Source organism: Vibrio sp. 10N.286.46.A8 (assembly GCF_041470165.1).
Classification (GTDB): Bacteria; Pseudomonadota; Gammaproteobacteria; order Enterobacterales; family Vibrionaceae; genus Vibrio; species Vibrio tasmaniensis_A.
In genome coordinates this window covers 1-21945 of sequence record NZ_JBFRLX010000143.1, presented here as the reverse complement: position 1 = coordinate 21945, position 21945 = coordinate 1, and the positions used below count along the sequence as shown (strand labels likewise).

Annotated in this window: 19 protein-coding genes; 10 read left to right on the top strand and 9 right to left on the bottom strand. The window is 45.2% G+C overall.

Annotated elements, in window-relative coordinates; genetic code table 11:
* Positions 1-24: 24 nt before the first annotated feature.
* The 4 genes from AB4232_RS14430 to AB4232_RS14415 form a co-directional block, all read right to left on the bottom strand.
* Complete coding sequence (locus AB4232_RS14430; RefSeq protein WP_372087406.1) at positions 25-1620, bottom strand: BCCT family transporter; 1596 nt, start codon at positions 1618-1620, stop codon at positions 25-27.
* A 231-nt stretch (positions 1621-1851) separates the two neighbouring features.
* Positions 1852-2847: a membrane dipeptidase gene (locus AB4232_RS14425; RefSeq protein WP_029222845.1), complete on the bottom strand. Its 996-nt coding sequence runs from the start codon at positions 2845-2847 to the stop codon at positions 1852-1854.
* Between the two features lie 257 nt (positions 2848-3104).
* Positions 3105-4565, bottom strand: a complete 1461-nt coding sequence (locus AB4232_RS14420; protein WP_198593395.1) for an aldehyde dehydrogenase family protein — start codon at positions 4563-4565, stop codon at positions 3105-3107.
* A 189-nt stretch (positions 4566-4754) separates the two neighbouring features.
* A complete protein-coding gene (locus AB4232_RS14415; protein ID WP_004730412.1) occupies positions 4755-5153 on the bottom strand; it encodes a RidA family protein in 399 nt (132 codons plus the stop codon).
* A 157-nt stretch (positions 5154-5310) separates the two neighbouring features.
* Between AB4232_RS14415 and AB4232_RS14410 the strand changes: the two genes are divergently transcribed.
* The 10 genes from AB4232_RS14410 to AB4232_RS14365 all read left to right on the top strand — a co-directional run bounded on the left by AB4232_RS14410 (position 5311) and on the right by AB4232_RS14365 (position 13989).
* Positions 5311-6192: a LysR family transcriptional regulator gene (locus AB4232_RS14410; protein ID WP_004730410.1), complete on the top strand. Its 882-nt coding sequence runs from the start codon at positions 5311-5313 to the stop codon at positions 6190-6192.
* An 896-nt stretch (positions 6193-7088) separates the two neighbouring features.
* Positions 7089-7490: a hypothetical protein gene (locus tag AB4232_RS14405; RefSeq protein ID WP_004730409.1), complete on the top strand. Its 402-nt coding sequence runs from the start codon at positions 7089-7091 to the stop codon at positions 7488-7490.
* Between the two features lies 1 nt (position 7491).
* On the top strand, positions 7492-8262 hold the full coding sequence (gene atpB / locus AB4232_RS14400) for a F0F1 ATP synthase subunit A (RefSeq protein WP_372087405.1): 771 nt from the start codon (positions 7492-7494) through the stop codon (positions 8260-8262).
* 46 nt (positions 8263-8308) lie between these two features.
* Positions 8309-8545 carry a F0F1 ATP synthase subunit C gene (gene atpE / locus AB4232_RS14395; protein ID WP_004730405.1) on the top strand — a complete coding sequence of 79 codons (237 nt, stop codon included), beginning with the start codon at positions 8309-8311 and terminating at the stop codon, positions 8543-8545.
* 54 nt (positions 8546-8599) lie between these two features.
* Entirely contained in the window at positions 8600-9070 is a 471-nt protein-coding gene (locus tag AB4232_RS14390; protein ID WP_004730401.1) for a F0F1 ATP synthase subunit B, read from the top strand.
* A gap of 11 nt (positions 9071-9081) precedes the next feature.
* A complete protein-coding gene (locus AB4232_RS14385; protein WP_372087404.1) occupies positions 9082-9633 on the top strand; it encodes a F0F1 ATP synthase subunit delta in 552 nt (183 codons plus the stop codon).
* A 9-nt stretch (positions 9634-9642) separates the two neighbouring features.
* Complete coding sequence (atpA, locus tag AB4232_RS14380) at positions 9643-11184, top strand: F0F1 ATP synthase subunit alpha (RefSeq protein WP_016794807.1); 1542 nt, start codon at positions 9643-9645, stop codon at positions 11182-11184.
* A 47-nt stretch (positions 11185-11231) separates the two neighbouring features.
* Entirely contained in the window at positions 11232-12101 is an 870-nt protein-coding gene (gene atpG / locus AB4232_RS14375; protein ID WP_012600781.1) for a F0F1 ATP synthase subunit gamma, read from the top strand.
* A gap of 44 nt (positions 12102-12145) precedes the next feature.
* Positions 12146-13531: a F0F1 ATP synthase subunit beta gene (atpD, locus tag AB4232_RS14370; protein WP_004730394.1), complete on the top strand. Its 1386-nt coding sequence runs from the start codon at positions 12146-12148 to the stop codon at positions 13529-13531.
* Between the two features lie 14 nt (positions 13532-13545).
* Positions 13546-13989: a F0F1 ATP synthase subunit epsilon gene (locus AB4232_RS14365; RefSeq protein ID WP_004730391.1), complete on the top strand. Its 444-nt coding sequence runs from the start codon at positions 13546-13548 to the stop codon at positions 13987-13989.
* Between the two features lie 184 nt (positions 13990-14173).
* Here the strand turns inward: AB4232_RS14365 and AB4232_RS14360 are convergent, their stop codons facing one another.
* From AB4232_RS14360 to AB4232_RS14340, 5 genes are all read right to left on the bottom strand, one after another.
* Entirely contained in the window at positions 14174-14719 is a 546-nt protein-coding gene (locus AB4232_RS14360; RefSeq protein WP_017098980.1) for an RNA-binding S4 domain-containing protein, read from the bottom strand.
* A 263-nt stretch (positions 14720-14982) separates the two neighbouring features.
* The gene (locus AB4232_RS14355) at positions 14983-15762 is read right to left on the bottom strand and encodes a hypothetical protein (protein ID WP_372087403.1); all 780 of its coding nucleotides are present in this window, start codon (positions 15760-15762) and stop codon (positions 14983-14985) included.
* Positions 15763-15960: 198 nt separating this feature from the next.
* Positions 15961-19104 (bottom strand): efflux RND transporter permease subunit, encoded by a 3144-nt coding sequence (locus AB4232_RS14350; RefSeq protein WP_372087402.1) that lies wholly within the window; start codon positions 19102-19104, stop codon positions 15961-15963.
* 6 nt (positions 19105-19110) lie between these two features.
* Positions 19111-20196, bottom strand: coding sequence for an efflux RND transporter periplasmic adaptor subunit (locus tag AB4232_RS14345; protein WP_372087401.1), 1086 nt, complete (start codon positions 20194-20196; stop codon positions 19111-19113).
* A 151-nt stretch (positions 20197-20347) separates the two neighbouring features.
* A complete protein-coding gene (locus AB4232_RS14340) occupies positions 20348-21760 on the bottom strand; it encodes a TolC family outer membrane protein (RefSeq protein WP_372087400.1) in 1413 nt (470 codons plus the stop codon).
* Positions 21761-21945: the final 185 nt, after the last annotated feature.

The window sequence follows — 21945 nt, the reverse complement described above, 5'->3', positions numbered from 1 at the left end:
TGCTCTTTTATAAACTCGGCTCTTCTACAAACCCTGTTCTTTTGCCATCTTGATTGCGATTTGAGGCGCATTCCAAAGCGATGGCAGTAAGATTATGGACACTGGTACCGCTGTGATTACGATGAACGATTGCAGCGCTGAAATGCCGCCAGAACCTAGGGAAATCAGAATCAATGCCGTTACCCCCATCATCACACCCCAGAAAGTACGAATAATTGCGTTAGGCTCAGTCTCACCACTGACTACCACACTGATGGTGTAAGTCATCGAATCACCGGTCGTTACGATGAAGATCGTGGTTAAGATCAAGAACAGAATAGAGATAAGCATTGGCATAGGTAGCTGCTGAGTTACCGCCAGTAGCGCGCCTGGTAAGTTGAAGCCTTCGAACGCTTTACTTACGCTGCCTGGATCTGCAATTTCGAACGCAAGACCAGAGCCACCAACAATCGTGAACCAGAAGCAAGTTACAAACGGTGCGATAAGGCTAATGGTTGATACCAATTGGCGAATACTACGACCGCGTGAAATACGAGCGATGAAGATTGCCATCATTGGGCCGTAACCTAAGAACCAACCCCAGAAGAACACTGTCCACCAGCTTAACCAACCTTCATCACCACGGTATGTTGCCATTGGGATGAAGTTATCTATCATGCTGCCTACACCTTGAATGTAGCCATTGAAGATGAAGTTCGTTGGACCGAAGATAAGGATGTAAATCATCAATGCCATTGCTAAAATTACGTTGTAACGACTTAGCATTTGCATTCCGCGGTTGAGACCACTTAATGCCGACAATGTGTAAAGCACGATAGCGAACAAGATAATGATTAGCTGAGTTGTGAAGCCATCTGGAATACCAAACAGTTCATTCAGAGCGTAGCTGACTTGCAAGCCCAAGAAGCCAATCGGACCGATAGTACCCGCCGCTACAGCGACAATACAACATGCATCAATCAGTGCGCCGGTATGGCCTTTCAGTGCTCTTTCGCCCAAAACTGGGTAAAGCAAAATACGAGGTTTAAGAGGCAAGCCTTTGTCGTAGTGAAGGTGCATAACCACGATAGACGTTAAGCTGCCCACAATAGCCCATGCTAGGAAACCCCAGTGCATGAATGATTGTGATAAAGCATTCACTGCGCCTTGCTGTGCGTTTTCTTGTGCACCATACAACGGTGGTGGGTTAACGTAGTGTGCGATAGGCTCTGCTGCCGCCCAAAATACACCGCCGCCCGCAAGTAGTGTACAGAAGATGATTGCCATCCAGCGGAAGCCATCCATCTCAGGCTTATCGATGCCACCTAGGATAACCTTGCCTGTTCGCCCTGCCGCAAGGCCAAGACCAATAAGAAAAGTCAGAAGAAGAAGCATTTGCCAATAAGGGCCGAACACTTTTACCGACCAAGCAAAGCCTGTATTTACTAAGCTTGATAGCAGCTCGCCATCAAATAAAGCAAGCGCCACGAACAGAGCGATAAAACCGCCGCTGTACCATAGTGCTGGGTTGGTTAGTCCTAATTTGTCTGACGTAGATTCAGACTGTGTATTTTTGCTTGCTGTGTTTGCTTGACCCGCATTTACGTTTGAAGATTTCACGCTATTGGTTAAATCAGACATACTCTGACTCCAGAGGTTTCTTTGCAGCTGTCACTTTAATGATGACTACAAGAGGTGTATTTAACACCTGCCCTATTGTTTTTTGTGTTGGGCAGGCTAATCCATGTTTGGGTTACCGCGTTGCGAAATAGACCGTTGTTCCTTTTGAATAGTGAAATTGGTTAAAACAGCACGTCTAAATGAACGTTTATTAGAAGGCTGCTAATTCGATGATTGCTAGTGAAAAAACACTTAACCCTTGCTTTGAGGCTCTAGGCCATCTTTCAAGAAGTTAAACCAGTTTTCTCCCAAGACTTGCCCAGCTTCAGACTCGCTGAAACCATGGCGCATCAATCCGTTATAAATATTTTCCATACCCGCACTACCACAGAACCAAGGCAACGCATCTGGCCAACCTGAGTTGTTCGCAGAGCCTTCACCGTAGTCCATTGCTTTAGACCAACGACCATTTCTCATCCACTCAAGAACGGCTTGCGGCTGGTTTAAGCATAGGTCACTACCAATACCTAGGTGTTCAACGCCAACCATGTCAGCGGTAGTCGCAACCATTTGGCAGAAATCTTCCAACGTACATTGGCTGCCATTTGGTAGGTGGAATGGGTACAAGCTGAATCCGATCAAGCCACCGCGTGCGGTTAGGGCTTTAATCACATCATTTGATTTGTTTCGTAGTGCATCATGAGCAAACGTTGGGTTCGCATGGCTAATACAAATAGGACGAGAAGACAGGTCAATCGCCTCAAGCGTTGAACGCTCGGCACTGTGAGACATATCGATGATCATGCCCACTCGGTTCATCTCTTCAATCGCTTGCTTGCCAAAGCGTGTGATGCCTGTGTCGTTCTTCTCGTAGCAACCCGTCGCCAATAAGCTCTGGTTGTTGTACGTCAATTGCATGATCAAAAGACCTTGCTGACGCATTACTTCGATAAGACCAATCTCATCATCGATTGGAGAACAGTTTTGAGCACCTAGAAAAATGCCGACTTTGCCTGTCGCTTTTGCAGTTTCCACATCAGCCATTGAATGAATCGGCATGATAATGTCTGCATTCTGCTCGAATCTTAAGTTCCATTCTGCAAAGCGAGATAAGGTTTCACGAGCTGTCTCGTGGTAAACCGCGGTAGCGTGAACTGCTGTAATGCCGCTCGCCTTTAGTGTTTGGAAATATTCTCTGTTCCAATTGCAGTATTGCAATCCATCTATAACAATCCGTTGCTGGTACATAACCACTCCTATTGAAAGCTCAGTGTTCTAGCTCGGTTTTGAAAACACGCTCAAATAACATGTTTTCAAAAATGGGTTAAATCACTTACTGGGTGCTCAGTCTTTGAAATCTACATTGATTGAGCGTAATTGGGTTTGGATGTTGGCCTGACTCTGTGAATCAGGCCAATTCGATAGCTGTATAGTTAGTGTCTGTTTAGCTAATGACTCCAACTATCTCGTTCTAGTTAATAGAAATCTAATTAACAGAAAGCTGCTTAGTAAGGACGCTGGTAAGCTGTCTTCACGACTGTGTAGAACTCTTTCGCGTATTGACCTTGCTCACGAGGACCGAAGCTAGACTCTTTACGACCACCAAACGGTACGTGGTAGTCGGTGCCTGCTGTTGGTAGGTTCACCATCACACAACCTGTTTGCGCTTGTTGCTTGAACATTGCGCTAGTACGTAGGCTTTGAGTAATGATGCCGCCCGTTAGACCAAAGCGAGTATCGTTTGTTGTCGCAATCGCTTCTTCTAGGTCAGCGACACGAATCACGCTTGCCATTGGTGCAAACACTTCTTCTTGGTTCACTTCCCAATCGTTCTTAGTGTTTAAAAACAGCGTTGGAGACATGTAGAAGCCTTCGTGTTTCATGCTTAGGCGTTCGCCACCAAATGCGAGCTCACCGCCGCTTTGACGTGCCTTCTCAACCCAACCTAGGTTTGCTTCAAGTTGGTTGCCGTCAACAACAGGACCCATGAACACGCCGTCTTCTAGTGCGTGACCCACTTTCAGCTCGCTCATACGTTTGATTAGTGCTTCAACGTATTGGTCGTGAATGCCATCCATAACCACTAGACGAGAAGATGCTGTACATTTTTGACCTGCGCCAGAGAATGAACCTGCAATCGTTGCATCAACGGCTGTTTGGATATCAGCATCATCTGCAACCACAAGTGCGTTCTTGCTGCCCATTTCTAGTTGGCAACGAACGAAGTTTGGCGCTGTAGCAGCGGCAACCTTACGACCCGTATCAACAGAACCGGTAAAGCTCACACCGTTCACTTCTTTAGAGTTGATCAGTGCATCACCTACTTTTGAACCACTACCCAGTACAAGGTTAAACGTACCTGCTGGCATACCTTGACGGTGGATGATTTCCGTTAATGCAACCGCACTTGCTGGTGTTAGGTTTGCCGGTTTCCAGATAACACTGTTACCGAAAGCAAGCGCTGGAGCGATTTTCCAAGCAGCAGTCGCTGTCGGGAAGTTCCAAGGAGAGATGATGCCGATAACACCCACCGCTTCACGAGTCACTTCTACAGAAACACCTGGGCGCACTGATTCTGCGTTGTCGCCAATTTGACGAAGCACTTCAGCCGCAAAGTACTGGAAGAACTGACCTGCACGGTAAATTTCACCACGACCTTCAGCAAAAGGCTTACCTTCTTCACGAGAAAGCAACTTACCTAGCTCATCACAACGTGCAATCAGCTCGTCACCAATCGCTTGAAGTACAGCTTGCTTACGTTCAATCGGCGTTTTTTCCCACTCTGGTTGAGCGTGCTTCGCCGCTGAAATCGCCTGTTGAACTTGGTCAGCACTTGCTTGTGCGAAGTTACCGATGTTTTCAGAAATATCTGATGGGTTAATGTTCGCAACGGTGCTTACACCCGCTTGCCATTCGCCGCCAATGTAAAGTGCGTTTTCTGCTTGAACATTCTGTAATTGAGTCATCATTCTGTCCTTGTAACGGTTAGGTTGCGTTTGAGCCTGGCAACCATCTGATTAATGAATAAAACGTTAATTTATATAAGAAATAACGTTTAAATCTTGTATCTAAAACTGAACCAAGACGCTTGTATCAATAAAGATCTTTACAGACAAATAGCTTTAATCCGCAAATTGCCTCAGTTCACAGTATCTTTATTCAGGTTGAGAGGCTGATGCGTAAACCACGAACTCAACCAACATTTCTTCTCTTGCTAACCCTGCAACGACGACCGCAGCACGGTTTGGATAAGGTGCATTGAAGTATTCTCCGTATACGCTGTTGACCGTTTTTAGATATTCACGGTCTGTCACGTAAATCAGAACTTGCAGCACTGAATCCATAGATTCGCCTGCACACTCCAACGTATGAACAAGGTTGTTAAAAGTCTGACGCGTTTGCGCTTCGATACCGCCTTCTACTACTGCGCCAGTTTCATCAATTGGAATCTGCGCTGTGTATAGAGTGCCGTTATTAACGATTGCCCACTCTAGTGGTGCTTTTGAAGCGAAAAGCTCGGTTTTTACTGGGTGTTTTTTAGTTTGTGCGTTCACGATTCCATCCAACTTTGTAACAACTATGTTTCAAGATGGTTAAATACTGCACCTTGACGGCTGATAAATCTAACGGTAAATTTTGTGCATTTGATAAATAAAATCTATCACCTTTAAAAAAGTAAGGTATAGCAAGGCCTAGAGAAGGATTCCTGTCATGAGTATTAAGCTACAACAGTTAAAACATTTTGTTTTAGTGGTCGAAGAAGGTGGATTTAGAGCGGCATCTCACCGAGCAAATCGCTCGCAAGCGGCACTTTCAACATCGATAAAAGAGCTAGAAAAAATTCTCGGCCAACCACTGTTTGAAACGGGCAACAAATCGACGCTGACACCTTTTGGCGAAATATGTTTACCGAAAATCATTCAATTCTTAAATGTTTACAAGGCATTAGATAACGACCTCCGTGCTGCAGCAGCTGGCCAACAAGGGCGAGTTCGAATAGCGAGTGTCCCTTCAGTAGCCGCAAAACTAATCCCTAGTGTTTTAGGGGCTTTTTGCGAAAAGTACCCCAATGTTGAGGTCAGCTTAATTGACGATAATGCGGCAGGTGTGGAAGCGAGATTACTCTCTGGAGAGGTGGATGTTGCACTCGGAAATAGCTCCCATCTAGAAGAAGAGAGCATCGATTTCACGCCTTTGCTCTCTGACCCTATTGGTGTGGTCTGCCTCAAAGACAACCCCATCGCCTCTCAACGAGAGGGAATAGAATGGCAAACTTTGTTAAAACAACCCTTCATTCGCAACGGCACTTGTACCCTACTTGACCCAACACCCGCACGAATGCTCAGCGAACAGGCTCTTTATTCGGTAGAGAACATCACTTCGTTGTTTTCGGTGTTAGAACTCGGGATAGGCGTGACCACGCTACCTAAACTGGCTTTCCCAACCAATGAAACCCGTTTGGTGTGGATCCCATTGATTGACCCACCCTTACAGCGTCAGATCGGTATTTTCAGATTGGCTGACCGTACGATCTCGCCACAAGCACAAGCCTTTCATGACTTGTGTATTCAATACCTAAGCTATGAAGAGTAATAGAAAAACATGAATGAAGGCGCTTCCTGTAGGCCTATTGATACGACAAACATCTTTAGATTCTGATTATTTCTGTATTGAAACTGTGATTTCTGGGTCGATGCTCTGCGAATTCGTCCGATAATAATTCGACCCAACCTCAGCGATACCTCTATTTTTGAGTCTATTAACCCGTACTTTCCACCTGCATGTACGTTTCCTCGCCCTCATCATTGACCCTAGATCTTGTTGCATCAGCGGTTGGGTGATGAATTTTCAATCAAATTTTCATCTTGAACCCGGTGCTGGGCGTGTTGATTCGCGTTCCAATACATCAATAATGAAAATATGATAACGATATTAAAAAATATTAGCTTAATGATAAGGAGCACCATACTGCTATTTCACTGCACAAACGAAACCTTCCAATATCAACAAAATCTTGGTTATACCCCGCTTCGAATACCAACCCGTCATCACATTTAGAAAAGACTCTAAGTCATTGAATATGCTTAATTGATAACGTCATATCTTAATATTTTTTCTCTCTAATTTTCTGGGTAAAACCTCCCTTTTCTCGCTATAAACAAAGCATTTTAAATATTCATGGATTTAATAACAGAACTATTACTTTCATAAATGAAAAACACTCATTTCAAAAATGGAATTATTGATGCCGATATTTGTCGTTTTGATCACATAATTTTAGGCGTAGTTTATATTTTGTCGAAACGATAGCGAGTTAGTTTTTAACGTTTAATTTCGTCAGGAGATATAAAGCCAGAAAGATTATTTCTTTGTTAACAAGTAAAGGTTTATTAACAAGTCAAATTGCTATTAACAAGTAAGTGCTAGTAACAAAACATATTCAAACTGTGTTTTATATTGACTTACACTGTTAAATATAAGGTTTTATTATGAGGCTTAATGGGATAAGTAGCGACATCCTTGTTGCTGCTAAAAGAGTTGTTCTCTGCCAAATAGTATTAGCCGTCGGTGTAGTTTTATATGAAGTGTTTTTTGGTAATAAAGTAGATATGGAGTCTTCAGCTTTGGGTGTCGTAATCGCGATGTTACCACCGCTGTTTGGTTTTATATATGCAAGCCTTAAGGTGCACAAGAACCCTAATTATAGTTTACGTGACTTAATGCAAATGAGTCGTGTCGTGAAAATAACCTATACGTTCTTAATGTTTATCCTGGCATTCCAGTTTTTTAAATTGGATAACCCAGTAATATTATACGCGTACATTTTCACAATGATTGGGTACTTCTTAACACCATTTATTACTGCCTCTACAAGATCGGAGTACGTGTAGTATGGATCAAGTCACTACCGCTCACGAATACATAGAGCATCACTTAACCTTCTTAACTACAGGTGATGGTTTCTGGGCGTTCAACATTGACTCAATGTTGGTATCTTGGATCACGGGTTTACTGTTTATTGGAGCTTTTCGATATGTAGTGACCAAGGGCACTAGCGGTGTTCCAGGTCGTTTTCAATGTGTTATCGAGCTTATCTTTGATTTCGTTAACAACCTAGTCAAAGAGATTTTTCAAGCGGAGGATAAATTAATAGGGCCACTGGCATTAACCACTTTTGTTTGGGTGTTGTTAATGAATGCAGTCGACCTATTGCCTATAGATTTAATACCAGGGTTAACTCGTGTAATGGGTTTAGAACACTTTAGAGACCTACCGACAGCGGATGTAAATATCCCAATGTCGATGGCACTCGGTGTGTTTATTTTATTGTTAACTTATACGTTTAAAAATAAAGGTTTGAAAGGCTTTATCAAAGAGCTAACTACTCAGCCATTTGATAACCCTCTTTTATATCCTGTTAACTTTGTTCTTGAATTAATAACATTAATTTCAAAGCCAATATCACTAGGCTTACGATTATTCGGAAATATGTATGCAGGCGAGATGATATTCATCCTTATCGCACTAATGCCTTGGTGGATGCAATGGGCACTAAGTGTTCCATGGGCCTTATTCCACATATTAATCGTATTCTTACAAGCATTTATATTTATGGTACTGACCGTTGTTTACTTAGCAATGGCAACAGAAGAACACCACTAATTAATAACTAAAAAATTAACTAACACATTATTTATCGGAGATACAAATGGATATCGTAAGCGCAGTTTTATATGTAGCAGGTGCATTACTGATCGGTTTAGGTGCAGCAGGTGCAGCATCTGGTATTGGTAACTTAGCGGGTAAATATCTTGAAGGTGTTGCTCGTCAACCAGACCTTACTCCAATGCTTCGTACTCAATTCTTCATCATGATGGGCCTTGTGGATGCTGTACCGATGATCGGTGTTGGTATCGGTCTATACATCATCTTTGCCGTGGCTTAATTAAAAGCTTTGAAAAGATCGATTTGTAAATAATCAAGATTTAGTGAGGAAGGTATGAACTTAAATGCCAGCATGTTTGGTCAAGCAATCTCATTCGTGATTTTTGTTTGGCTATGCATGAAATATGTATGGCCCCCTCTCACCGCGATGTTAGACGAGCGCCAAAAAGAAATCGCTGATGGTTTACGCCACTCAGAGAATGCAGCGAAAGAGCTAGAACTAGCAAAATCAAATGGCGCACAACTCGTCGCAGATGCGAAAAAAAATGTGACCGAACTGATTGAGCAAGGCAAAAAACGCCGCAACGAAATCATCACCTTAGCTCACCAAGAAGGTGAGCAAGAAAAAGCGCGCATCTTAGAGCAAGGTAGAGCTGAGCTAGAAGGCGAACGTCAAAAGTTACGCCGTGAACTTCAGGCGGATATGGCAGACGCTGTTATTCAAAGTGCACAGAAATTGATCAGCAAAAACCTAGATTCTGAAACGAACCGAGCGTTAGTTGATCAAATGATAAGCGAACTCTAAACGGAGGCAATATGTCAGATTACACCAATATTGCTCATCCCTACGCTAAAGCATCGTTCGACTTTGCTTTAGGTGAAAACAAGTTACAAGAGTGGCACTCAATGCTGTCCATTCTTGTGACGGTAGCGGAAGAAGAAACGATCGCTAAGCAGATTTCATCAGCAGAAGGTGTTCACACACAGCAATCTGAAGAACTGGTCAATCTCATCATTCACGTTTGCCAAGGACTTGTTGATGACCACGTCATTAATCTCATTAAAGTCTTGGCTGAGAATGGCCGTCTTGCAGTGATCAGAGACTTGTTTAACTTGTTCAGCGACCTAAAGGACGAACATGAACGTGTAATCCCTGTCACTGTCACCAGTTCAGAATTGCTTACACAAGATCAAGTTACATCACTCACTGCTGCACTTGAGAAGAAATTAGAGCGTCAGGTTGAAATGGAACAGGTTATTGATGACTCGCTGGTTGGCGGGATCGTAATCAAGGCGGGTGAAACCGTCATCGATGGTTCTTTGAACACATCAATGAACCGATTGGCTCATCAACTTCACGCGAGATAGGTAACAATTATGCAATTAAATTCAAATGAAATCAGCGATCTAATCAAAGATCGCATCTCGAAGTTTAATGTGAGCACCGAAGCTCGCAACGAAGGCACCATAGTCTCGGTTCGTGATGGCATCATTACTATTAATGGCCTTGCGGATGTCATGCAGGGTGAGATGATCGAGCTTCCAGGTGGTAAATACGCTCTTGCTCTTAACCTTGATACCCACTCAGTCGGTGCCGTGGTTATGGGGCCCTACACTGACCTTTCTGAAGGTATGAAAGTGAAAGGGACAGGTCGTATCTTAGAAGTACCTGTAGGTAATGGACTGCTTGGCCGTGTAGTGAACACACTAGGTGAGCCAATCGATGGTAAAGGCCCAGTGAGTTGTGACCGACTCGACCCTGTAGAAGTAATTGCACCCGGCGTAATCGAGCGTAAGTCCGTCGACCAGCCAATTCAAACGGGTTATAAAGCCGTTGATACCATGGTGCCTATCGGTCGTGGTCAACGTGAACTTATCATCGGTGACCGTCAGACGGGTAAAACAGCGTTAGCAATCGATGCGATCATCAACCAAAAAGATTCTGGCATCAAATGTGTGTACGTGGCTATTGGCCAGAAAGCCTCTACTATCGCAAACGTTGTTCGTAAACTGGAAGACCACGATGCGCTTAAAAATACCATCGTTGTTGTCGCATCAGCATCAGAGTCAGCCGCGCTTCAATACCTAGCACCTTATGCCGGTTGCACCATGGGTGAATACTTCCGTGACCGCGGTGAAGATGCACTGATCATCTATGATGACCTATCAAAACAAGCCGTCGCTTACCGTCAAATATCATTACTACTTAAACGCCCACCGGGTCGTGAAGCCTTCCCTGGCGACGTATTCTACCTCCACTCACGCTTACTAGAACGTGCGGCAAGAGTAAATGCGGAATACGTTGAGAAGTTCACAAACGGTGAAGTGAAAGGCCAAACAGGTTCATTAACCGCGCTTCCTATCATTGAAACTCAAGCGGGTGACGTATCGGCGTTTGTACCAACCAACGTAATCTCGATTACTGATGGTCAGGTTTTCCTACAAACCCAACTATTCAACTCAGGTCTACGTCCTGCTGTTGACCCAGGTATCTCGGTATCTCGTGTGGGTGGTGCAGCACAGTGCAAGATCATCAAGAAACTGTCTGGTGGTATTCGTACATCGTTAGCTCAATACCGTGAGTTAGCGGCATTCGCTCAGTTCTCTTCTGACTTAGACGACATGACGCGCAAACAGCTTGATCATGGTGAACGTGTAACCGAACTGATGAAGCAAAAGCAATACTCGCCGATGTCTGTCGCAGAGCAAGCAACGGTTATCTACGCAGCAGAAAAAGGCTATTTGGCTGACGTAGAGTTGCACAAAGTTGCGCGTTTTGAAGAAGAATTAATTGCTTACGCAAAGGGCCAAAACCCAGAGTTGTTCGACACCATTAACGCTAACGGTGACTACAACGACGAGATCGACAGTGCACTTGCAAAGCTTCTCGGTGACTTTGTAGCGTTGAAAGCTTGGTAAACGCTCCGGTTTGTTGGCTGGAAATCAAAACAAATTAGGAGCAGATGATGGCAAATACTAAAGAAATTCGCACCAAGATAGGCAGTGTTAGTAACACTCAGAAAATCACCAGTGCAATGGAGATGGTTGCGGCAAGTAAGATGCGTAAGGTTCAAGACAATATGACGCTAACACGTCCATATGCCGAGAACATGCGCAAAGTTATCTCTCATGTCGCATCAGGGTCGCTGGAATACCAGCACCCCTACCTTCAACAGCGTGAACCAAAACGCGTTGCTTACATCATTATTTCGTCCGATCGAGGCTTATGTGGTGGCTTGAACTCGAATTTGTTCAAGAAAGTGTTAGAAGAAATGGAGATGTGGCGTACCAAAGGCGTTGAGGTAGAAACGACCCTAATTGGTTCAAAAGCTATCTCATTTTTCCAACGCAGCGGCAATGTTATCGCGCAAACGTCAGGCCTTGGTGACGCGCCTAAATTAGAAGACATTTTAGGTACGGTTAACGCGATGCTAGGGCATTACGACGACGAAAAAATCGACAGCTTGTATCTCGTGTATAACCAGTTCATCAACACCATGGTTCAAGAACCAACGACCTTGCAGTTGCTGCCCCACCCTTCAGATTCTGAGGCCGATGGAGGCGCGAAAAAAGCACGTCGTTGGGACTACATCTACGAACAAGCACCAAGAGACATCCTCTCTGAGCTGTTACATCGATACATTGAATCACAAGTGTATCAAGGCATCGTAGAGAGCATTGCCTGTGAGCAAGCAGCCCGAATGGTGGCCATGAAAGCGGCGACCGATAACGCAGGCCAACTCATTGATGATTTGCAGTTGGTATACAACAAAGCACGACAGGCTGCCATTACCCAAGAACTGAGTGAAATAGTCTCAGGTGCTCAAGCTGTCTAAGTGCAGACAAGAGTGGGTTAAGAATAGAATTTGAGGATTTAGAGATGAGTGTTGGAAAAATAGTTAAAGTTATCGGCGCGGTGGTAGACGTCGAGTTCAGCGGCGGCAACAGCCCACGCGTTTATGATGCATTGAAAGTGACTAGCGAGGAAGCAAGCTCTCTCGTATTGGAAGTTCAGCAACAACTGGGTGGCAGTATCGTTCGTTGTATTGCAATGGGTACGTCAGATGGCTTGCGCCGCGGCCTAACTGTTGAAAACACCGGTTCTCCAATCACCGTTCCTGTGGGCGAAGAAACCTTAGGCCGTATCATGAACGTTCTTGGTCAGCCTATCGATGAATGCGGTGAAATCGGTCAAAAAGAAAGCTACGAAATTCACCGAGAAGCACCCTCTTATGAAGAACAAGCAAACAGCACTGAACTTCTTGAGACCGGCGTTAAGGTTATCGACCTTATTTGTCCGTTCGCAAAGGGCGGTAAAATCGGTCTGTTCGGTGGTGCTGGCGTAGGTAAAACCGTCAACATGATGGAGCTTATCAACAACATCGCCAAAGCACACTCAGGTCTCTCTGTATTTACCGGTGTTGGTGAGCGCACTCGTGAAGGTAACGACTTCTACTACGAGATGAAAGAAGCGGGTGTTCTAGACAAAGTAGCCATGGTTTACGGCCAAATGAACGAGCCACCGGGAAACCGTCTACGTGTAGCATTGACTGGCCTGACTATGGCTGAGCGCTTCCGTGATGAAGGTCGTGACGTACTGTTGTTCATTGATAACATTTACCGTTACACGCTTGCGGGGACTGAGGTGTCAGCACTGTTAGGTCGTATGCCTTCAGCAGTAGGTTACCAACCAACACTCGCTGAAGAGATGGGTGTACTGCAAGAGCGTATCACTTCGACTAGACAAGGCTCTATCACGTCTATCCAAGCGGTATACGTACCTGCCGATGACTTGACTGACCCATCGCCAGCAACAACCTTTGCTCACTTAGATGCGACCGTTGTACTGTCTCGTAACATCGCGGCATTGGGCCTCTACCCTGCAATCGACCCATTGGATTCAACATCTCGCCAATTGGACCCGCTTGTGGTTGGTCAAGAACACTACGACATTGCACAAAAAGTCCAAACAACGCTGCAACGCTACAAAGAGCTAAAAGACATCATCGCGATTCTTGGTATGGATGAGCTGTCTACTGAAGACAAACAAACGGTATCTCGCGCTCGTAAGATTGAACGTTTCTTAACTCAGCCTTACCACGTGGCCGAAGTGTTTACCGGTCAGAAAGGTGTATTTGTACCGTTAAGCGAAACACTAAGAGGCTTTAAAGGCCTGTTAGGCGGCGAATATGACGATATCCCAGAGCAGGCATTCTTGTACTGTGGTTCTATCGACGAAGTGCTTAACAAAGCAAAATCACTCTAAGAGGCAGGTGCACCATGGCTATCGGAATTACAGATAATACATTTCAACTTAATATTGTAAGTGCGGAAGGTACGCTGTTTTCAGGTCCAGCGTATGCCCTAGCCGTTTCTGGCGCTGATGGTGAGCTGGGGATCCGCCCGGGTCACTCCCCGCTTCTCAGTAAAATAAAGCCTGGCGTGACAGTGTTTGTCACAGACCCTAAGTCAGAGGGACAAGTGCTTTATGTTTCTGGCGGGATGCTAGAAGTTCAGCCGGATGTGGTAACGGTGTTAGCCGATACTGCCTTGCACGGCCAAGATATTGACCGCGCTCGCGCAGAAGAAGCGAAATATGCAGCCCTAGAGAATATCAATAAGGGCAATGTAGACATCAACTTTGCACAAGCTCAGCTTGAACTCGCAAAAGCCGTTGCTCAGCTTCGCGCATCAGAACTGACGTCTTCTCGCACTCGACACTGAGAATAAGCGTTATTGGCCGTTAGCTGTGCTAGCAAACAAATACAAAAAAGGCTCACTAACTAGTGAGCCTTTTGATATCTGCGTAACGTAAAACCTAGGTCTAACGTTGCTTGATGTTCAAACGAATAGTTTTAAAAGATTCGTTTTAGAAAAGCAGTTTAGAGCAGTCGTTTAGAACTGTAGTTTAAAAGAATTCAATCGAGTTACGGCCGCTTTTGTCGTCACGTGTTGGCTTTGGCGTATCCGCTTTCTTTTTCGGCTTTTTTTCTTTCTTCTCTTTTTTCTCTTTCTTTGGTTCAGCCGTTGCGCTTAGCATTTCTGCTTTGCTTTTCTTAGATTCTTTCTTCTTAGAATCCTTTTTAGACTGACCTTTCTTCGCCTTGTTCTCTTTTTTAGGCGCTTCTTTCTTTTTCGGCTGTTCTGATTCTTCTTGTACTGGCTGATCACACACCACTACATAGTACTCTTGGTTGAATTCAAAGAAGTCGCCATCGTACATTTTACGACGTTTACGAGTTTCTAATTCACCATTAACCGCTACATAACCTTCAGAAATGATGTGTTTAGCTTCACCGCCACCACTCACTAAGTTAGCAATTTTAAACACTTTGTAGAGTTCGATGGGCTGAGACGATACATCAATACCAATTGCTTCAATCTCAATCTCTTCGCCTTCTTCGCCCAGCTCTTGACCTTCGTAGTCAGCGTCTTCGTAATGTTCTTGGTCCATGGTGACCTCAACCTAAATATGTACTTCTGAAATATTGGGCGCAGTGTAATCTTAAAACAACTAAATGACCATGTTGAATTATGGTTCAAGCATCGAGTTTACTGGATTAAAGCTATCTTTAGCACCATAAAACAAAAGAAGAGAACTAACATCATTAGCTCTCTTCTTATTTAAACCATAGCTCAGTTATCGCTTGTTAGGTCGCTAAACCATAGATAGTTAAACCATGGCTAGTTGAACCATAATTAGCTCACTCAGGTGTTTTAAAAGAACCACTTCACGCCGACTTCTGCTTTTAGCTCGTAGTCACCTTCTAGCGTAACGCCTGTTGGTAGAGTGACATCTGCAGATGCGTATTGCAGTTTCGTCATTAGCCACTGAGTTCGGTCTTCCTTAATAGGAGCGTTCATCATGACGTTGAAAGACGTCGATTCAAGTTCCACTGTATCGCCAGAAACGTTCATGTACTCAGGCCATGCTTGAACAAACGCGCCAGAATCACCCATTGGGATAGTAGCAAACAGGTTTAGCATGTAGCCGTCTGCCGTCTCACCAAACACTTCACCGATGGTGTAGTTTACGTTTGGAAACAGCATTGCACCGCCGGTGTAAGCAGGGTTAATCAAGCCAATAGCACCGACAGACATCAAGGTATTGTCATCCAAACCCAGTGCCGAGTTCTTGGTGTGGATGAAGTCCGCCATGAAGCCAACACGTGGCATCAATGAGCTATCAATTGCTGATACTTGGAAATATTGAGCTCGGCTACCAAGGTAGTCAACGCCCATTGAATCTTTGCCCGGCTTAGCATCTGAGTCTCCAAAGTTACCTTCTATAAAGCCACCGAACTGAGTCGTTTCAGTCCATGATCCGGTTAGCATTGAAGACAAACGGATATCAGCGTCAGAAGTAACAAAAAAAGCAGCTTGTGTATAAACACGAGTTAGATCTGATGGATCAATCACTTGGCTTTCTTCTTCATTCGCCAAAGCAGTACCAGACATTGCAGCTAACATTGAAGCGGTCAGTAATAGTTTTTTCATGTGTAAACCTTATTCTCATTGGAGCCATAGCCGCTTCCGTACTCACATGGCTCATGTTTAATAACTTGGTCAGAGAAATACTCCCTGCCTCCCTCAATTATCAGACGGTAAAAACAATCTTTAAATTTCATAACGAGGGGTAAAAACCATCAATAAAGCAACAACACACCTTTGCCGTCACTTTATTGAAGCTATGGGTTACTGTTGTTTCGTTTTCAGCTTTTCACGGAGTGTTTGGAAAATGGCATAGAAGCCCGGAGTCATCATCGAACCGACCACCAGCACCATCAACATGCCACCCAGTAGTGCCAATCCAGTGGTGTTCTGAGAGATAGCACCTGCACCATTGGCAAACACCAAAGGCAAGATGCCAAGGATGAATGACCATGACGTCATGTTTACGGCTCTAAAACGCATCTTGCCGCCTTGGATTGCTGCCTCTTCGATGCTTAAACCTTGAGTTTCACGCTTCAGCTTTGAGAACTCGACCATCAGAATCGCGTTCTTAGCTGCTAGGGAAATCAATAGAATCAAGCCAATTTGACCGTAGATAGACAAAGCCTGCCCACCCGCTAATAGCGCCGCGAAAGTACCCACAGCAGCGGTTGGAGCCACAATAATGATCGCAGCAGGCAGAGCCCATGATTCATACTGAGCTACAAGGAACAAGTAGATGAATACCAGAGCTAAAACCAGAGCGATTTGAGCCGTGTTCCCAGCCAATTTCTCTTGATAAGCCATGTTCGTCCACTCATAGGTGTAACCCTGAGTGAGAACTTCCTCGGCGATACGCTCCATTGCGTCAATCGCCTCACCAGATGAGTAACCTGGAGCTGGATTTAGCTGTAAACGTGCCGCAGGTAACATGTTGTAGCTTGTAACTAGGTCAGGTTCTAATGTCGGTTCAATCGTTGCGACAGCAGACAGCGGAACTTGTTCGCCAAGCGCCGACGGGACATGTATGCGTAGCACATCAGATAGATCATTTCGTTGTTCCCCTTTAGCTTGAACAAAAACTCGGTAGCTTCTTCCGTTTAGGGCAAAGTCATTAACATATGAAGACGCCAGATGTGTCGCCATCGCATCGTTAATTGCACTGAGTGGTACGCCTAACTGACGCGCTTTCTCGCGATCAATTTCGACGTTGTAATGTGGAACATTGGCACGATAAGTCGTCATCGCATTGGTGATTTCTGGCGCTTGATTGGCCGCTGCCATCATCGCGTAAGTCACTTGCGCGAGTTCTTGAGCAGTGCGGCCAGACGTGTCTTGCACCATAAACTCAAGTGCATCACCGATACCAATACCTGGAATAGGCGGTAGACCCATAGCGATGCTCATCGACTTATCAATGCCATACAATTGCATGTTGATACGCTGGGCAACCGCAGCTTGTGTATGGTCGCCATCCATTGCAAGACGCTCATCCCAGTCTTTCAAATTAACAAACATGGTCGCTGAGTTAGCGGCAACACCACCGGTCAGAGCATTAAAGCCAATCGCACCTGCGAAATCTTCAATTGCTGGGTCTTGGTTTAATACCGCTTCAGCTTGACGGATCAAGTCATGAGTACGCTCTTTCGATGCGTTATCAGGCAAGAACATTGCGAGCGCCAACACGCCTTTGTCTTCAGCTGGAACAAATGCCGTCGGTAGCTTGTCATTCATCGTCACCATCGCAGCAATAGCCACTGCGAACGAAACTAAAAGCACTGCTGATTTGCGCACCAATAAAGAGACTGCTTTGCCATACGCGTCTGTTACTTTGTCGAACATTGCATTGAATGCCACAAACCACTTAGCAGGGTTAGGGTTGCGCTTCATAACCATTGCACATAGTGCAGGTGACAAAGTGAGTGCATTGATAGCCGATAGCACCAAAGCGATACAGATGGTGATAGAGAACTGAGCAAACATCAGCCCCGTGATACCTGGCAGCAATGCCACAGGAATAAACACCGCAAGCATGACCAATGTTGACGCGACAATCGGGCCGGTGACTTCTTTCATCGCTCGATTGGTGACTTCTTTCATCGCTCGATTGGTGGCTTCTTTGGCATCAATGGTTTGGTTTTCATTGAGAATGCGTTCTACGTTCTCAACCACCAAAATGGCATTGTCCACCACGATACCAATCGCCAGAATCAAGCCAAATAAGGTGACGGTATTGATACTAAAGCCACCCAATTGCATGAAAGCAAAAGTACCAATCAAAGACACAGGAATCGCAATCACAGGTGCAAGTGTTGTTCTAACGTTACCTAAGAACAGGTAAGTCACTGCAATCACAAGCCCGACAGCAACAATTAAGGTTTCGACGATACTGCGAATAGACGCTTCAACCGATAAGGTGGTGTCATATGGGATCGCGTAAGTCATACCGGCAGGCATGATGCTTTCGATGTCTTCCAATACCGATTTAACCGCAGCACCTGTTTCCAAAGCATTGGCATCTGGGTTAGCCTGCATTGCGACTAGAGCAGCATCTCCGCCATTGTAGGTTGCGTAGGCATCATAGAATTGGCTGCCAATCTCAACGTTTGATACATCTTTCAGATAGATTTGATTGCCGTCTGCTAACGTTTTTACAATGATTTGTTCAAACTCTTCTGCACTCGACAGTCGACCTTGAGTGATCAAGTTAAACTGCAATGCGGCATTCTCACGACTTGGACCTTGGCCAATTCGCCCTGCTGGCACTACTGCATTTTGTTCTCGAATGGCGTTCTTCACATCAAACGTCGTCACACCCAATGACGCCATGCGGTCCATATCGAGCCACACGCGCATGCCATAGATCGCACCAATCAAATCACTGCTCGCCAAGCCAGAGATACGAGCGATACGCTCCATGAAGTTTGCTTCAACCCAGCTGTTAAGCTCTAGTTCTGACATCGATTGATCTTCAGAGTAGAAAGCAATCGCAAGCAAGTCATCCGGCGCGGCTTTACGAATACGCACACCACGAGCACGAACTTCAAACGGCAGCATATTTTCAGCAACGGCAACGCGGTTAGATACGTTAACCATCGCCATATCCGCATCAACGCTGTTATCAAAGGTAATGTTTAAGAAGTAACGGCCATCGTTGGTTGAACGCGACTGCATGTAAACCATGCCATCAACACCGTTCACTTCCTCTTCGATTGGATTACCAATCACCTCTTTTACGGTTTCAGCACTGGCACCCGGCATGAACGCGACGACACGAACTTGTGGAGGCGTCACGCTTGGGTACTCTGAAATCGGCATGGTTTTAATCGCAATCAAACCAATCAAGGTCAGGAAGATCGAGATAACAAACGCAAATTTCGGTCGGTCGATAAAAAATTTACTGATCATAATCTATTACTCCGCAACTGAAACAGGAGCACCAGGACGAATGCGTTGCAGTCCACCAACAATCACTGGTTCACCTGCGTCCAAGCCATTTGCGACGAAAACATCTTGTCCAATTCGGTCACCTACAACGACATCACGACGTACCGCGTTGCCTTCTTCGATGGTAAGTACATATTGAGCGAGCTGATCTTGATGGATCGCTTTATGAGGAATTTGCACGCCGCTTAACGGTTCTGCACTCGTTAGACCAACACGAACAAATTGATTCGGCAGCAGACCCGCTTCGCTGTTATCAAAAGAGGCAGAAATCGTCACCGTACCGCTCGCTGCATTCACTTTGTTATCAACAAAAGCGATGTTGCCTTGGTAATCCGTCAATTGGCCATCACGCTCAAGCAATACTGGTGTCGCTTGCTTACCTTGAAGCTGATATTGACTCAGTTCGCTTTCTTTAATCGAGAAAGTGGCATCGATCGGATCCATCTTAATAAGGTCAATCAATGGACCAAAGTTAGGGCCTACCATGTCACCGATAGAGAAGTTACTTTTCCCTAACTGACCTGAATACGGTGCTTTAACTTGGGTTTGGTCTAAGTTGTCTTGCTGAACTCTTACATTTGCTCGTGCAGATACCACTCGAGATCTCGCCATCTCTAGCTCAGCAATACTCAAATCGAGCTGCGACTGTGAAATACCGCCTGACTTCAACATCTGAGTGGTTCTTTCATGGTTTAGCTGAGTCAAGCTCAGTGCCGATTGCGCTTCAGATAAGGTTGCTTTTGCCGCATCAAATGCCGCTTGGTATGACGTTGGGTCAATTTCAAACAGTACAGCGCCCGCTTCGACAAAGGCACCGTCATCAAAGAGTTTATTTAACAAGAAACCACTGGTTCTTGGTGTCAGTTGAGCAGACTCGACCGCCTCCATTCTTCCTACATGGTATTGGATTGGCGAATGTGCCATTTCCTCGGCAAGCACCACAGTTACTGGTGTACTAGGCACTGGAGCTGCAGTTTGCTCCGTAGGTTGTGAATTACCACCACAGCCTGCAAGTAAGATACTTGCGGTTAATAACGTTATTGTTTTTTTCATCGTGTGTTCTCTACAAATACGTCGATACATTGAGTGACCGCATCCTTGATTCAATCTGAGGGTTTAATCTCAGGTGCCATCACATTTGATCTGTTTTCTATTCGGCGTTGACGCCATGATTTCGAGCGAGCGCTTTAACCCGCTTTTTCGACTAGCGTTTCAATCCAGCGTTAATCGCACTGATGTCTTCAGGTAAAAGCTCACCACCTAAGAACTTGAGCTGCAGTGACACCAAAATGAAATCAATTTGCGCTTCAGTCAGGTCTTGCTTCGCCGCATAAAGCTGACGAGTTCCGTTCAGCACATCGACAATCGTTCTGCTGCCAATTTCAAAACCTTGTTGAGTCGCAACAAGTGAGCGTTCAGCAGAATGAACAGAGTTGGCATAGGCTTGCTGAGCACTAATAAGGGCGTTGAGGTCTTTTTCTGCACCGCGGATTTGACGTGTCACGCTTCTCCAAGATTGCTCTTGAAGTTGAAGGGCTTGCTGGTATTGAACTTTGGCTTGTTGTACTTCGTTGCTGGTCGCCCCGCCTCGGTAGACAGGCAAGGTCATTGCAACGCCTGCAAACACGGTTGAGTTGTCGTCAATGCTATTAAACTGCTGTTTTGACTGACCCATCTCGGTTCTACGAATCTCGCTCGCAAACGTATAACGGTACTCAGCAACCAAACCTAACGACGGTTGATGCCCAGCTTGCGCTAATTCAATCTGCTGCTTGCTTAGCTCAACCAGCTGTTTCTGAATTTGCATCTCAGGGTTAAATTGCTGCGCTTTTTCCTGCCATGTCAGCGCATTTTCTGGCGTTGGGATATTGGCGTCGTAACGGTCAGTATTCAGTGGATAAACCGACGTAAACTCATTGCCAGACAACTCGTAAAGCGCGTCCAATGATTTCTCAACTTCGTTTTCAGCCACAATCACCGATGCAGAAACCAAATCGAACTGAGCGCGGGTATCAATCACGTCATTTTCCGGAATCATCCCCAATGAAAATTGACGTTCGGTTTGCTTAAGTTGCTCTTCGATCGCTTCTTGTGTCGCTTTGGTTTGCTTTAACGACTCTTGCGCTTTAAGGGCATTGAAATAACCCACCACGACTTGTAAAGCGAGGCTCTCTAGCGCGACTTGGTGTGAGACTTGGCTGAGCTCAACCTGTTGATTACTTAGCTCATTTGCCGCGTTCAGTTTCGCGTTATAAAGATTTTGTCCAATAGAAATAGACGCTTGCGCCGCGTTGGTATCTATCTCATTGAGTGTGGTGTAGCTGTTACGAAGCACACCATACGCAAGGTTTGCGTCAACCTGAGGTAAATACGCGGCACCTACTTTGTCTGCACCATAGGTCGCACTATCAATGGCTAGTGCCGCACTTTTTAACGCAGGGTTATTGTCGAGAGACTGCTGATACAGCTCGCTTAAGCTGACACTTTCAGCCAATGCTCCGTAGCTCGTTAATGCTCCGACCACCAGCACAGCTAACGCCGAGATCTTCATAGAAGATCTCGGCGTTCTGCGATTAACGGCAACCGAACTTGGAAGCATTGAAGTTTGTTTTTTCATGGAATGACCCACCAACACATCAAATGGATGAACGGACTTGCGCCCTTTTGAGTCAAGTTTTGCGATTTAGGGAGTTGAGCTGTAGCACCGTCGGAATCAAACTTGTTCTAAGTCATGATTTACTGGCAAATACCGAGGGTTTTGTGTCGGGTTCCACATAGAATTTGGATTTAATTAATTACTTA